General features: G+C 67.7%; 15 protein-coding genes. 7 read left to right on the top strand and 8 right to left on the bottom strand.

The genetic code is table 11. From position 1 onward, the window contains the following. Positions 1 to 582 (bottom strand): adenylate kinase, encoded by a 582-nt coding sequence (locus ARGLB_RS13000; RefSeq protein ID WP_003803173.1) that lies wholly within the window; start codon positions 580 to 582, stop codon positions 1 to 3. Between the two features lie 173 nt (positions 583 to 755). Between ARGLB_RS13000 and ARGLB_RS12995 the strand changes: the two genes are divergently transcribed. After that, entirely contained in the window at positions 756 to 1,310 is a 555-nt protein-coding gene (locus ARGLB_RS12995; protein WP_043419068.1) for a cysteine hydrolase family protein, read from the top strand. Positions 1,311 to 1,339: 29 nt separating this feature from the next. Here the strand turns inward: ARGLB_RS12995 and ARGLB_RS12990 are convergent, their stop codons facing one another. From ARGLB_RS12990 to ARGLB_RS12980, 3 genes are all read right to left on the bottom strand, one after another. Then, a complete protein-coding gene (locus ARGLB_RS12990) occupies positions 1,340 to 2,611 on the bottom strand; it encodes an RNA polymerase sigma factor (RefSeq protein WP_003803170.1) in 1,272 nt (423 codons plus the stop codon). Then, positions 2,608 to 3,036, bottom strand: coding sequence for a YciI family protein (locus tag ARGLB_RS12985; RefSeq protein ID WP_003803168.1), 429 nt, complete (start codon positions 3,034 to 3,036; stop codon positions 2,608 to 2,610). The genes ARGLB_RS12990 and ARGLB_RS12985 overlap by 4 nt, the downstream gene beginning before the upstream one ends. Positions 3,037 to 3,309: 273 nt before the next feature. After that, positions 3,310 to 4,170, bottom strand: coding sequence for a Rieske (2Fe-2S) protein (locus ARGLB_RS12980; RefSeq protein ID WP_003803165.1), 861 nt, complete (start codon positions 4,168 to 4,170; stop codon positions 3,310 to 3,312). 116 nt (positions 4,171 to 4,286) lie between these two features. Between ARGLB_RS12980 and ARGLB_RS12975 the strand changes: the two genes are divergently transcribed. Continuing rightward, a complete protein-coding gene (locus tag ARGLB_RS12975; RefSeq protein WP_050934363.1) occupies positions 4,287 to 5,513 on the top strand; it encodes a benzoate/H(+) symporter BenE family transporter in 1,227 nt (408 codons plus the stop codon). Here ARGLB_RS12975 and ARGLB_RS12970 read toward each other — a convergent pair. The 4 genes from ARGLB_RS12970 to ARGLB_RS12955 all read right to left on the bottom strand — a co-directional run bounded on the left by ARGLB_RS12970 (position 5,510) and on the right by ARGLB_RS12955 (position 8,043). After that, complete coding sequence (locus ARGLB_RS12970; protein WP_003803162.1) at positions 5,510 to 6,367, bottom strand: prephenate dehydratase; 858 nt, start codon at positions 6,365 to 6,367, stop codon at positions 5,510 to 5,512. The genes ARGLB_RS12975 and ARGLB_RS12970 overlap by 4 nt on opposite strands. 49 nt (positions 6,368 to 6,416) lie before the next feature. Next, complete coding sequence (locus ARGLB_RS12965; RefSeq protein WP_003803160.1) at positions 6,417 to 6,779, bottom strand: cupin domain-containing protein; 363 nt, start codon at positions 6,777 to 6,779, stop codon at positions 6,417 to 6,419. 165 nt (positions 6,780 to 6,944) lie between these two features. Then, positions 6,945 to 7,163 carry a sigma factor-like helix-turn-helix DNA-binding protein gene (locus ARGLB_RS12960; RefSeq protein WP_003803158.1) on the bottom strand — a complete coding sequence of 73 codons (219 nt, stop codon included), beginning with the start codon at positions 7,161 to 7,163 and terminating at the stop codon, positions 6,945 to 6,947. A 136-nt stretch (positions 7,164 to 7,299) separates the two neighbouring features. Next, complete coding sequence (locus ARGLB_RS12955) at positions 7,300 to 8,043, bottom strand: FadR/GntR family transcriptional regulator (RefSeq protein ID WP_003803157.1); 744 nt, start codon at positions 8,041 to 8,043, stop codon at positions 7,300 to 7,302. Between the two features lie 212 nt (positions 8,044 to 8,255). Here ARGLB_RS12955 and ARGLB_RS12950 point away from each other — a divergent pair, with 212 nt between their 5' ends. The 5 genes from ARGLB_RS12950 to ARGLB_RS12930 all read left to right on the top strand — a co-directional run bounded on the left by ARGLB_RS12950 (position 8,256) and on the right by ARGLB_RS12930 (position 13,648). Continuing rightward, a complete protein-coding gene (locus ARGLB_RS12950; RefSeq protein WP_003803155.1) occupies positions 8,256 to 9,620 on the top strand; it encodes an MFS transporter in 1,365 nt (454 codons plus the stop codon). Positions 9,621 to 9,791: 171 nt separating this feature from the next. Further along, a complete protein-coding gene (locus ARGLB_RS12945) occupies positions 9,792 to 11,546 on the top strand; it encodes a dihydroxyacetone kinase family protein (RefSeq protein ID WP_003803153.1) in 1,755 nt (584 codons plus the stop codon). Further along, a complete protein-coding gene (locus ARGLB_RS12940) occupies positions 11,543 to 12,013 on the top strand; it encodes a ribose-5-phosphate isomerase (RefSeq protein ID WP_003803152.1) in 471 nt (156 codons plus the stop codon). The genes ARGLB_RS12945 and ARGLB_RS12940 overlap by 4 nt, the downstream gene beginning before the upstream one ends. After that, on the top strand, positions 11,997 to 12,836 hold the full coding sequence (locus ARGLB_RS12935) for a triose-phosphate isomerase family protein (RefSeq protein WP_003803150.1): 840 nt from the start codon (positions 11,997 to 11,999) through the stop codon (positions 12,834 to 12,836). The genes ARGLB_RS12940 and ARGLB_RS12935 overlap by 17 nt, the downstream gene beginning before the upstream one ends. After that, positions 12,833 to 13,648, top strand: a complete 816-nt coding sequence (locus tag ARGLB_RS12930) for a sugar phosphate isomerase/epimerase family protein (RefSeq protein ID WP_003803148.1) — start codon at positions 12,833 to 12,835, stop codon at positions 13,646 to 13,648. Before ARGLB_RS12935 ends, ARGLB_RS12930 begins: the two co-directional genes overlap by 4 nt. Position 13,649 lies beyond the last annotated feature (1 nt).

Genomic DNA, 13,649 nt, shown 5'->3' with positions numbered 1-13,649 from the left:
TTAGGGCCGCGCCCTGACGGCTTCGATGCCCTGTAGCGCGCTGACGGTGACGGCGTCAATATCCGCCGTGCCGTCAACGCTGACCAGCAGGGCGCGCCGGCCGTAGCGTTCGATGACCGGCTCCGTTTCCTGCCGGTACAGCTCCAGCCGGTGGCGGATAACGTCCTCGGTGTCATCGCTTCGCCCCTCGGCGTCGGAGCGGAGCAGCAACCGCCGGACGATCTCGTCGTCGTGGGCGGTAATTTCCACCACGGCATCGAGGCTGGTCCCGGCGGCGTCCAGGATGCCGTCGAGGTCATCCATCTGGCTCACGGTGCGCGGATAGCCGTCCAGCAGGAAGCCGTTCCTCGCGTCCCGTTCCTGCAGCCGCTCCCGCAGCATGGCAGTGGTGAGGTTGTCCGGAACAAGGTTGCCGGCGTCGAGGAATTCCTTGATTTCCCGGCCCAAGGGCGATCCGTTGGCCAGATGGCTGCGGAACATGTCCCCGGTGGAGATCTCCGGGATGTGCAACTGCCCGCTGAGCCGGTGGGCCTGGGTGCCTTTGCCGGAGCCGGGCGGGCCGATGAGCAGGATGCGGGTCATGCTTTTGGTCCGATCTGCCGAGAAAGCACGCTATGGCCCATTCTTCCCCCGGCCCCGTCCGCCTGCAATGGGTGGCGGCTTCACAACGGCGGCGGCCGCTCCTAGGCTGGGACCCACCACCCGCAGCCACCACCCACCGGCCAAGGAGCTTCCATGACAACGCCGAGACCATCATGACCACGCTACCGGACCGGCCCAACACTGCCCTGGTGGTGCTTGACATGCAGCAGGGGGTCGTGGCCGAAGCGCACCAGCGGGACGCGGTGGTGTCCAACATCGCTGCGCTCGTGGACAGGGCCCGCGAAGCCGGGGCGCCGGTCGTCTGGGTCCAGCACTCCGACGACCGGCTGGAGAAGGGGAGCAGGGCCTGGGAGTACGTGCCCGAGCTGAGGCGCCGCGAACAGGAACCGGTGGTGCACAAGTCCTTCAGCGACGCCTTCGACGACACCGATCTGGAGCGGGTGCTGGCCGCCGCGGCGGTGGGCCGCCTGATGGTCGCTGGAGCGCAGACAGACGAATGCATCAGGTCCACCATCCACGGGGCGTTCGTCCGCGGTTACGACGTGACGCTGGTCAGCGACGCCCACACCACGGAGGACCTGACCGATTGGGGTGCCCCTCCGCCGGAGCAGGTCATAGCCCACACGAACCTCTACTGGAAATACCATGGCGGGCCCGGCCGGACGGCTGCGGTGGCAGAGACAAAGGACGTCACCTTCAGCGGCTGAACCCGGCTGGCTGAACCGGACTGATCCGGTCAGATGCCGGCTGCCCGCTGCTCCAGGAGTTCCCGCGTGCGCTGGTTCCTGGCCAGTCCGGCCGCTGCCATGAACTCGGACCGTGCTTCCCCTGTCCGTCCGAGCCGGACCAGCAGTTCCCCGCGCACGCTGGGCAGCAGGTGCGTTCCGCGCAGGGCCCCTCCGGAGGCGAGGCCGTCCACGATGGCCAGCGCGGCCGCCGGCCCGGTGGCCATGGACACCGCCACGGCCCGGTTCAGTTCCACCACGGGGCTGGGAGCGATCCGGCCCAGCGCCTCGTACAGCAGCACGATGCGCTGCCAGTCAGTGTCGTCGACGCTGGGCGCCGTCGAGTGGCATTCGGCGATCGCGGCCTGCAGCGCGTAGTTGCCGCGGCCCCGGCCCAGCCCGTCGCAGCGGCGCAGGGCGGCGCGGCCCCGGCCGATCTGCGCCCGGTCCCAGCGGGTCCGGTCCTGGTCCGCCAGCAGGACCGGAGACCCGTCGGGAGTGGTGCGGGCGGGGAAGCGGGACGCCTGGAACTCCATCAGGGCCACCAGCCCGTGGGACTCGGGTTCGCCGGGGACCAGCCCGGCCAGGATGCGCCCGATCCGCAGGGCCTCGTGGGCCAGGTCGGGCCTGATCCATGCATCGCCCGTGGTGGCGGCGTACCCTTCCGTGAACATCAGATAGACGACGCCGAGGACTGCTCCCAGCCGGGCGCCCCACTCGTTGGGCTCGGGAACCTCGAACGGCACCCGGGCCGCCGCCAGCGTTCTCTTGGCCCGCACGATGCGCTGCTGCACGGTGGCGACGGGAACGAGGAACAGCCTTGCGATCTCCTCGGTGGTGAGGCCGCCCACCACCCGCAGCGTCAGCGCCATCTGGGCCTCCCGGGAGAGGACCGGGTGGCAGGCGGTGAACACGAGCCTGAGCACGTCGTCCTCCAGCGGAACCCAGGCCACGCCGTCGTCGTCTTCCAGGTCCCGGGCTATGGCCCGGTACCGCTCCTCGAGCCGTTCCGAGCGGCGCCAGGCGTCGATGGCCTTGCGCTTGGCGACGGCGGTGAGCCAGGCGGCAGGGTTGTCCGGAGTCCCGGATTCCGGCCACTGGACCAGGGCTTCGGCCAGGGCGTCCTGGGCCAGATCCTCGGCGAAGCCAACGTCCCGGGAGGCGCGGGCGAGGGCCGCGACGATACGGGCACCTTCGATGCGCCACAGGGCATCAATCCGGCGCCGTACGGCGGCTGCCGCATCGTTTACGGCCTCTCCGCCCACCGCCTGCTCCTGGCTCACGGCTGGTTGAGCTCCTGGCGCCACGCCGCTTCCTTCTTGATGTACTCGTTGTCCGCAAAGTCGGCGAAGTCATCGGCCTCAGCGATCCGGCGGACCTCAAGCTTCGATCCGGGACCAAGCGGGCAGCGGCTGGCCCACTCCTTGGCCTCCTCTTTGGAGGCCACCTGGACAATCCAAAAGCCGTTGAACAGCTCATGCGTTTCGCCGTAGGGGCCGTCCGTCACCACGGGCGGTTCTTCGGAGAAATCGACCACGAAGGCCGATCCCTCGGACAGGTCGGTCAGGCCCTCACCGGCGAGCATGACGCCGGCCTTGATGAGCTGTTCGTTGTAGGCGCCCATCTGGTTGAGGATCTCCTCGAACGGAACCTGCTTCGATGCTTCGATGGCCTCGTCCGTGGCACGCATGATGAACATGTACTTCATGGTTCTCTCCTTGCTTTGACGTGGACGCCGTGTGCGTCCGTCTACTATCCCGTCGAACGGGCATTGCGGAAATCGACAGGTATTGTGGAATTTTTTTCGGCGCGGCTGGAGTCAGGCAGAGCACATGCAGCCCGTTCACGTTGTCTTAGCCGGTTGTGGGCATGCCCGGCTGGGGAACAAACACCGCATCCGGCTCGAAGAATTCCAGCATTCCGTCAACGTCCCGGGCATTGAAGCGTGCGGCCCAGGCCATGTGTACTGCATGCGGATCCGTTATTCCCACGGTGCCCTCCGGCGGACCTCAATCTGGCCGTCGTTCACCCGGGCTTCGTAGCTTGGCTGGGGAGTGGTTGCCGGCCCACGGACTATGTGGCCGTCCCCGAGCCGGAACGTGCTGCCGTGCCAGGGGCAGGTGACGCAGCCGTCAGCGATCGTTCCCTCCTCGAGCGGACCACCCATGTGGCTGCACACGCTGTCCAGAGCCAGGACCCCGGACCCGGAGCGGTACAGCAGGACCGAGACTTTGCCTGCGTCGACCTTCCGGTGCTCCCCGTCGGCGAGCTCTGACTCGGCCATGACGGGCGTCCATTCCTTGGGGCCCGTCCTGCCTGCCGTCTTGTTGACGTTGACCGCGTTGCCGTAGCTGAGGTGGCCGCCGAGGAAGCCGCCAAACATCAGTACCCCGAACCCGGCCAGCCCAAGGGCCTTTCCGATGGTCCGGCTGCCGGAGGCCCGGGCTACGGCCGAGGACGAGAACAGGCAGAGCGCCGATCCGTTGGCGACCGCGTGGACCAGCCCCACCCGTCGTGACTTTCCCTGCGTGTCGGACCAGTCGTTGAGGCCGGCGGCCGCGGTTGGAACGGCTGTTGCTATTCCGACGGCGACCAGGATGTCCGCGGCCGGCTCGGAGGCGGGCCCTCCCACGGTGTCCAGGACAGTTGCCATGGTCCAGGCCCCGATGGGGAAGTCAGTCAACACCGGATGCAGCGGATGACCCAGCGGCGTGCCGCTGAGGATGTTGCGGATCAATCGCGGCTGTACCGCCTTTCCGGCGGCCTTGGAGATGGCGGAAGCCACCCCGTCCAGCCGGTCGTAGTGTTCAATGGCATCAACTAGCGCATGCAACGGGTTCACGGCGGACTCCTTGGGCCTGGCAGTCAGGACAGGTGGTGCACCAAAGTGTGCATCCCCGCGGACCCTCTGACAAGGTGCCGGCAGGCCAGGCTCCGGTAACGTACTTACACGTGCCGCTGCCATTACTCCGAACATCCCGCGACCCCGCTGCCCCGCTTTCCGAGGGGCTGGTTAGGCCGGTCATGGCGGGCATCGTGACGGCGCTCGTCGGCTTCACCTCGACCTTCGCCGTGGTCCTCTCCGGTCTCCGTGCCGTAGGGGCAAACCCGGAGCAGGCGTCGAGCGGCCTCCTGGCCCTCTGCCTGGCGGTAGGTGCGGGCGGCGTGCTCCTCGCCTGGCGGAGCCGGCTTCCGGCAACCCTCGCCTGGTCAACGCCGGGGGCCGCCCTGCTGGCCGTCGCCGGAATTCCCGACGGCGGGTGGGCCGCCGCCGTCGGCGCCTTTCTGGTGACCGGTGTTCTGATCGCCGTGACGGGGATGGTCCGCCCTTTGGGCAGGCTCATCAGCAGCATCCCCACGCCCCTGGCGCAAGCCATGCTGGCGGGGGTTCTGCTGCCCCTGTGCATTGCCCCCGTGGAGGCGCTGCAGACCGCTCCGCTGCTGGTGGTTCCGGTGCTGCTCTGCTGGCTGGTGCTGTCACGGTTCGCACCCCGTTGGTCGGTACCCGGCGCGCTGGCCGTGGCGCTCGCCGGCATCGTGGTCCAGCTGGTCGTTGAAGGACGGGCTGTGCCGGCGGACGGCCTGCTGCCGGCGATGGAATGGGCCACGCCATCCTGGTCGCTGGGCGCCGTGGCGGGCATCGCCCTACCGCTGTACATCGTCACCATGGCATCCCAGAACGTCCCAGGAGTGGCCGTGCTGGGGTCCTTCGGTTACCGGGCGCCATGGCGTGCCTCCATGCTGGTCACCGGTGCCGGCACGCTGCTGGCTGCGCCGTTCGGCGGCCACGCCATCAACCTCGCCGCGCTCAGCGCCGCTTTGGCCGCCGGGGAGGAAGCAGGCGCTGACCGCGGCCGGCGCTGGGTGGCAGGCGTCGTCTCAGGACTGGCCTACCTCCTCCTGGGAGCCTTCTCCGCCGGGCTCGCCGCGCTGGTGGCTGCGGCTCCGCAGGGGGTGCTGGAAGCCGTCGCCGGGCTCGCCCTGCTGGGCACACTCGCAGGCTCAGCCGCCTCGGCGCTGGCAGAGCCGGGCGAGCGGACGGGCGCCGTCGTAACCTTCCTCGTGGCCGCATCGGGGATGAGCTTCATGGGCATCGGGGCAGCCTTCTGGGCCCTGCTGGCAGGGCTCCTGGTCCGGGAGTTCCTCAAGGACCGGAACGCGCCGCCGGGCAAAGCCGCGCGTTAGTTGCCAGCGGCCCGCGCTGTTCTGTGGTCGGCGGCCGGGTAGACGCCAAGGATCCACACCTCGGTGGTGAAGAAGTCCAGCTCCTCCAGGGCAAGCTTCAGCGGCAAGTCCTCGGGGTGGCCCTCGACATCCGCCATGAACATGGTTGCGGCGAACTCGTTGCCCACCATGTAGCTTTCAAGCCGCGTCATGTTCACACCGTTCGTGGCGAAGCCGCCCAGTGCCTTGTAGAGGGCGGAGGGGACGTTCCGCACACGGAACACGAAGCTGGTGACTGCCGGGCCGGGCAGTGCCTCCCGGGTGGGCAGTTCGGTTTCCCTGGCCAAAACCACAAAGCGGGTGGTGTTGGAGGGATCATCCTCGACCGCCGTGGCCAGGACCTCAAGGCCGTACAGTTCGGCAGCGAGCGGCGGCGCGAGGGACAGTTTGGTGGGGTCGTTCCACTCGCGAACCTCGCGTGCCGACCCGGCAGTATCGCCGGCGATCACGGGTTTCAGCCCGGCCTCGCGGATGAGCTTCCGGCACTGGCCCAGGGCATGGATGTGGCTGTGGACCTCGGTGGCACCCGCGATGGTGCTGCCCGGAATTCCGAGGAGATCGAAGTGGATGGGCAGGAAGAACTCTCCCACGATCTGCAGGCCCGAGTGAGGCAGCAGCAGGTGGATGTCCGCTACCCGGCCGGCGATGGAGTTCTCGATCGGGATCATGGCCAGATCCGTCTCGCCGCTGGACACCAGCTCGAAGGCGTCCTCGAAGCTGGCGCAGGGAATGCTCTCCAAGCCGGGGTACATCTGCTTGCAGGCTATGTCTGAGTTGGCGCCGGGCTCACCCTGGAACGCAATTTTCTGGGCCATGTTCCGTATGATGTCACGCCCGGCGCCGACTCATCCAAACGGCGCCGCCTCACCTCTTCGCGTAGTCAGAGAATCCCTGCCAGTCGATCACCACGCAGGCTTCATCGCCAACGGTCCAGGCATCATGTCCGGGAGGGATGACGGCGAAATCACCCGGCCCGTACTCCATCTCCTCGCCGTCATCCATGACGACTTTCATCCGGCCGGACACGAAGTAGCCTTTGTGGGCAGCCTGGCAGCTGTCCGTTTGCGCTATCGGCTTCACGTGCTCCGACCACTTCCAGCCTGGCTCGAAGGTGGCCCGGCCCACGCCGCCGCCCTCCATGTGGACCAGCTGGAGCTGGCCCTTGCCGTCCTCAAACGGCCGGGTCTCCTCGGGGGAGTCGAAACTCTTGCGGATCAGACCTGGCATCTTTACCTCCTGTTGTGGATATTTGTGCTCCTGGGATGAAAGCCTGGGAACGCAGTTGCTGCTGCTTGTTATGCCACGTTGTAGGCCCGCCCGGTCGGCATGTCAAGGACTCGACACATCGGACCAGGTGCGGGCCAGGCGCTCGATGTCAGCTCCACCGGCTGGTTAAGGTTCGCCTTGGTCAAGCAGCCGGCGGAGGGTCCTCAGTGCTGCGAGTGCGTGGCGGCTGACGAGGGCGGGGGACATGCCGAACTGCGTTGCCACCTCGGCGACCGTGAGCCGCCCGTAATGCAGGGCGAGCAGGACGTTCCGCTGCTCCATGTCGAGCATCATCAGGGCCTCGCTGACGCGGGAGCCGGCGGCCTCGCTTGGGGCATTGATCATGGAGACAGGCTGGCGCCATGGCCTTCGAGATTCCTGATGGGGCACACCCCAAAATGGGCACCCCGCCGTCCGCTGCAACCCCCACCGGGCGGCGCCTACTGTGCGCTACTGGGCGGCGCCTACTGTGCGGTTGCGCCTACTGGGCGGCGTCGAACCCCGCGAGCAGCCGCCGCGAGGCGGTCTGCATGTGGGAGCGCATGGTCGCCGTGACGGCGGCGGGATCATGGGCTTCGAGCGCGGTGAAGATTTCGCGGTGTTCTTTGAGGGCTGCGGCGGCGTGGCCTTCGTCGGTCAGGGCGCGGTCAACCCAGATGCGAAGCAGCGACCGGATGCTTTGCAGCAGTTCACGGAGCACCTGGTTGCCCGAGCTGAGTGCGATCTCGCGGTGGAAGGCGGCGTCTGCCTCGACGAAGGCGGCCAGGTCTTCGAGGTTGTCTTCCATGGTCTGCAGGTTGGCGCGCATGCGGTCCAGCGCTGCATCGTCGATGCGTTCGGCGGCCAGCTGCGCTGCCTGCACCTCGAGCCCGCTTCTGAGCTCCACCAGCTCGCGGGTGCGGGGAGCGCCGAGCATGAGGCCCCAGCTCAGGGTGCGGGGCAGCAGTTCCGAGATGCCGTCCCGCAGGTACGTTCCCGATCCGGGCCTGACGATCACGATGCCCAGGATCTCCAGGGCCGCCAATGCTTCGCGGACTGCTGACCGCCCGACGCCGAGGGAGGCGGCAAGCGTCCGCTCGGCCGGGAGCCTGGTTCCGACTGCTATGTCTCCGCTGGTGAAGTAGGCCAGCAGGCGTTCCGCAACCTCGGATACCACCGACCCCTGTTCCATGGGGCCGAGGGCGGCGCTGATTTTGGCCGTAGCGGCTGCGGAGTTTTCGGACATCTTCAAAGGGTAGCAACCGGCTGACCAATTTCCGGGGAAAACGCCAGGAACGTGAGAATACGTCAACCGGTTGACCAATTTGGCCTTCCGGTCGTATGGTTGATCTCACAACGCGTAGCCAATGCCGGTCCCCTTCCGGCGGACGGCATTGAGACAGCCCCCAAGCATCCAGAGCAGGACGCGGCCGGGGATACCAATATCTAGGAGTCAATGTGGACACCACACAATCGGTGGTCGAAAGATCTGCAATCAGGAAAGTGGCAGTCCGGCTGGTGCCGTTCGTCGCTTTGATGTTCTTCATCAACTACCTGGACCGCACGGCCATCTCCTTTGCCGGCCCCAACGGCATGAACACGGACCTGGCCCTCGGCGCGGCGCAGTTCGGTTTCGCGTCCGGCGTCTTCTTCATCGGCTATATCCTGCTCGAGGTGCCCAGCAACCTGGCCCTGCACAAGTTCGGCGCCCGGCGCTGGCTGGCCCGCATCATGGTCAGCTGGGGCATAGTCTCGCTCCTGTTCACCTGGGTGGGCAACGTTGAGCAGCTCTACATCCTGCGCTTCATCCTGGGTGTGGCCGAGGCCGGCTTCTTCCCGGGCGCCATCCTCTTCCTGAGCCTCTGGGTTCCGGCCCGGCACCGCAGCAAGATCCTCGCCCTCTTCTACCTGGCCCAGCCGCTGACCACCGTCATCGGTGCCCCGCTGGCCGGCCTCCTCATCCAGCAGCACGGCCTGTTTGGCCTCGCCGGCTGGCGCGTCATGTTCTTCGGTGTTGCGCTCCCCGCGATCATCATCGGCGTCATTGCATGGTTCTACCTGGCAGACTCCCCGGCGAAGGCCAAGTGGCTCACCTCTGAAGAAAAGACCTGGCTTACCGGTGCCCTGGAGAAGGAAAAGAACGAAACGGCCGCCAGCAACAAGCACGTCAGCGTCCGCACCGTCTTCGGCAACGGCCGCGTCTGGATGCTGGCCGCCATCTACTTCGGCTTCATCTACGGCCTCTACGCCCTCGGGTTCTTCCTGCCCACCATCATCGCCGGCTTCGAAGGGCTCTACGGCACCAAGTTCGATGTGCTCCAGAAGGGGCTCATCACCGCGATCCCGTACCTGCCGGCAGCGGTGGCGCTTTACTTCTGGTCCAAGGACGCCACGAAGCGCGGCGTGAAGACCTGGCACATCGCCCTTCCGGCCCTCATCGGCGGCCTGAGCATCCCGCTGGCCCTGTTCGCCGGCTCCCCGGCAGCCACCATCGCCGTCATCACCATCACGGCCATGTCCATCTTCGCGGCACTGCCCAACTTCTGGACGGTTCCTACCCAGTTCCTCACGGGTGCGGCCGCCGCGGCCGGCATCGCCCTGATCAACACCGTGGGCAACCTGGCAGGCTTCAGCGCCGGCTACATCACAGGCTGGCTCAAGGACTGGACCGGCAACTACACCGTTCCGATGTTCGTCGTCGGCGGCTTCATGCTCCTGTCCTGCGTCCTGATGGTGGCCCTGAGCCGCTCCGGCAAGGTCAGCGAGGGCGTTCCCGCCGAGGCGCTGGACCCCGCGGGCGCCGGACACCACTCCGAGCCCTAGGACCCAGCGGCACCAAAAGCCGGTTGCGCCCTCTGCCAAGGAGGGCGCAACCACCCCAAACCGATTTTCGCTCCCCAACCGCCCCCTAACCTCGCAAGCTCGGTCAGGGAACCCGGCAGGCGGGGCCCCAAGCTCAATCACCGGCCCACAGCCACTTCAGGAGAAACCGCAATGACCCGCCTGTTCAATGAACCCGCAGCGTTTGCTGATGAGATGATCGAGGGCTTTGTTGCCTCGCACGGCCGGTGGGTGCGGCGTGTTTCCGGTGGCGTGGCCCGCAGCACGAAGAGCACCCCGGACACCGTGGCACTGGTGATCGGCGGCGGCTCCGGGCACTACCCGGCGTTCGCCGGCCTGGTGGGCCAGGGCCTGGCCCACGGCGCCGCGATGGGCAACCTTTTTGCGTCCCCTTCGGCGCAGCAGGTCTACAGTGTGGCCAAGGCCGCCAACAACGGCGCCGGCGTCCTGCTGGGCTACGGCAACTACGCCGGCGACGTCCTGCACTTCACCCAGGCCCAGGAACGCCTGCGCCGTGAGGGCATCGATTGCCGCAGCATCGCCGTTACCGACGACGTCTCTTCCGCTCCGCTGGAGGAGCGCGCCAAGCGGCGCGGCATCGCGGGGGACCTGACCGTCTTCAAGGTCGCGGCCGCCGCAGCCGAGGCCGGCTACTCCATGGACCGCACCGTCGAAATCGCCGAACGCGCCAACGACCGCACCCGCTCCTTCGGCGTCGCATTCACCGGCTGCACCCTTCCCGGGGCCGAGAACCCGCTGTTCACCGTCCCCGAGGGGCGGATGGCCGTGGGCATGGGCATCCATGGCGAGCCCGGCATCGATGAAACAGGCATCCCGACGGCGGATGAGCTCGCCGAACTGCTCGTGGGCAAGCTGCTTACCGAGGTTCCGGAGGGCCTGCAGGCCCGGGGGGCACGCGTGGTCCCGATCCTCAACGGCCTGGGCAGCGTCAAGTACGAGGAACTGTTCGTGGTCTACCGCCGCGTCGCCCAGCTCCTGGCCGAGGCGGGACTGGAAGCCGTTGACCCGCAGGTCGGCGAGCTGGTCACAAGCTTCGACATGGCCGGCACCTCGCTGACCCTGTTCTGGCTGGACGAGGAACTCGAAACCCTTTGGAACGCACCCGCGGACGCCCCGGCGTTCCGCCGCGGTGCAGTCACCGCGGCAGCCCTGGAAGCCGGCGACGCCGATCTCGCCGACCCGGTGGCGGCCATCCCGGACGCCACGGACGAGTCGCGTGCAGCTGCCGTCCGCGTGCTGGCCGCCCTCGGCGCCGCCAAGGACGTCATCGACGCGAACGTCGAGGAACTGGGCCGCATCGACGCGATCGCCGGCGACGGCGACCACGGCATCGGCATGGAGCGCGGTGTCCGGGCAGCGGTCGAGGCCGCAACGGGCGCCGTCGAACGCGGTGCCGGTGCGGCCACCACCCTGCACCTGGCCGCCGACGCCTGGGCCGACCGGGCCGGCGGCACCTCCGGTGCGCTCTGGGGCATGGCCCTGCGGGCCGTCGGGGACGCGGTCGGGGACAGCACCACGCCCGACGCCGGCGCTGTCGCCACCGGAGTCGCCGGCGCCGCCGCCGCGATCATGGGCTTTGGCAAGGCCAAAGTGGGCGACAAGACCCTCGTGGACGTGCTGGTTCCGTTCCGCGACGCCCTGTCCGCCGCCGTCGGCTCCGGGCAGTCCCTCACCGACGCATGGGGCGCGGCAGCCACCGTGGCCCAGCAGGCCGCCGAGGAAACCGCCAACCTGCTGCCCCTCATGGGCAGGGCGCGCCCGCACGCGGAGAAAAGCCTGGGCACCCCGGACGCCGGCGCCGTGTCCATGGCGCTGATCGTCCGCGCCATCCACAACACCTTCGCCGAGGCGAAAGCTGCAGCAACCACCACTAAGGAGAACGCATGAGCGCCAAACTGCGCCTGGTCGTCGGTTCCGACGACGCCGGATTCGAGTACAAGGAAGCCCTGAAGGCGGACCTGGAAGCCAGTGACCTGGTCGAGTCCGTGACCGACGTCGGAGTGGACGCCACCAGCCACACCCCGTACCCGTCCGTGGCCATCGCCGCCGCCGAACTCATCGCCGCCGGCAAGGCAGACCGTGCCCTGCTGGTCTGCGGCACGGGCCTGGGCGTCGCGATCGCCGCGAACAAGGTCCCCGGTATCCGCGCCGTCACCGCGCACGACTCCTTCTCCGTTGAGCGCTCCATCCTGTCCAACAACGCCCAGGTCCTCACCTTCGGCCAGCGCGTCGTCGGCCTGGAACTCGCCCGCCGGCTCGCCAAGGAATGGCTGACCTACACCTTTGACGAGTCCTCGGCCTCCGCCGAGAAAGTCACCCTGATTAAGGACTACGAAGGTGTCACTTCCTGCTAACCCCTCGGCCTCGTCCGAGGCTGCCGCCGGCACAACACAGCCGAAGGCGATCATTGGCGTCAGCCTGAAGATGTACTTCGGCTACGAGCGCACCCTCGACTGGTGCCGGGATGTTGCCGGGATTGCCTCGGCCCACCCGGCCGTCCGCAGCGGCGACATTGAACTGTTCGCCCTGCCTGCCCACCCGGTGTTGCCCGAGTGCGCGCGGATTCTCTCCGCCGCCGGGGCCGCAGCCGGCGCCCAGGATATCTTCTGGGAGGACGAGGGCGCGTTTACCGGCGAGGTCAGCGGCAAGATGGTGGCCGAAACCGGCGGCAAGTACGCGGAGGTGGGCCACGCCGAGCGGCGCCGGATCTTCGGCGAGGACGACGACGTAATCGGGCTGAAAACCGCGGCCGCCTACCGCAACGGCCTCACGCCGGTGCTGTGCGTAGGCGAACCCGCCAGCGGAACCGCGGCGGATGCCATCAAGTACTGCATCCGTGAAATCGACGGCGTCCTGAACCGTGCCGGAAGCCTCGGCAGCACCGGGCGCACCATCGTGGCGTACGAGCCGCAGTGGGCCATCGGAGCGGCCGAACCGGCGTCGCCGGAGTTCATCAGCGAAGTAATCACAGGACTGGACGCCCACCTGCGCAGCCGCCCGGGCCAAGAAGACAGCCGGGTCATCTACGGCGGCAGTGCCGGCCCCGGCCTCATCACCCAGCTCGGCCCCGCCGTCACCGGACTGTTCCTGGGCCGCTTCGCCCACAACCCGTCCGCGGTGCGGGACATCCTGGATGAGGCCGCACAGCGGCTCGGGCTCCTGGAGGTGGCAGCATGAACCGGATTGGATCGGGTTCAAAAATTGGCCTCAGCAGCTACGCCTTCTTCTGGCAGCTTTCGGACCGGGTCAGCAAGCCGCTGAGCATCCACGAGGCGCTGGAGCGGACCGCGGCGCTGGGCGTGGACCTGTTCCAGATCTGCGACTACGCGCCGCTGGAAACCATGAGCGAGGAGGAACTGCGGGCCGTGCGGGCCACCGCCGATTCGCTCGGGATCAGCCTCGAGCTGGGCACCAAGGGGATCCGGCCGGAGCACCTGCGGAAGTTCCTGCACATCGCCAAGATCCTCGGGGCACCCCTGCTGCGGACCATGTTCAACACCCCGGGCCACACCCCGACGGCGGACGAGGCGGTGGAGATCTTCACCGAGGTCCTGCCCGAGTTCAAGGCGGCCGGGGTGCGGATCGCAGTGGAGACCTATGAGCAGGTCCCCACCTCCCGGATCCTGGAGGTCGTGGAGCGCGTCGGAAGCCTGTACCTGGGCGTGTGCAGCGACCCGGCCAACACCGTGGCGGCCCTGGAGCTGCCGCGTGAAGTGATTGACGCCGTCGCACCCCATGTCCTGAACATGCACATCAAAGACTTTGCGTTCAGCCGCAAGGAGGGGTGGGTCGGGTTCACATACTCCGGCGCGCCGCTCGGCGAAGGCCTTCTGGACTACGACTACATGGTCCGGAAGCTCCAGCCCAAAGAAAGAAACATCAACCAGATCGTCGAACACTGGCTGCCGTGGCAGGACTCCGAGGACGAAACCATCCGCCTCGAAAACCAGTGGACCAAGCAAAGCCTCGATTTCCTAAGGAGCAAATGAA

It is taken from the genome of Arthrobacter globiformis NBRC 12137, from assembly GCF_000238915.1.
Classification (GTDB): Bacteria; Actinomycetota; Actinomycetes; order Actinomycetales; family Micrococcaceae; genus Arthrobacter; species Arthrobacter globiformis.
This window is presented reverse-complemented; position numbering and strand designations above follow the sequence as displayed.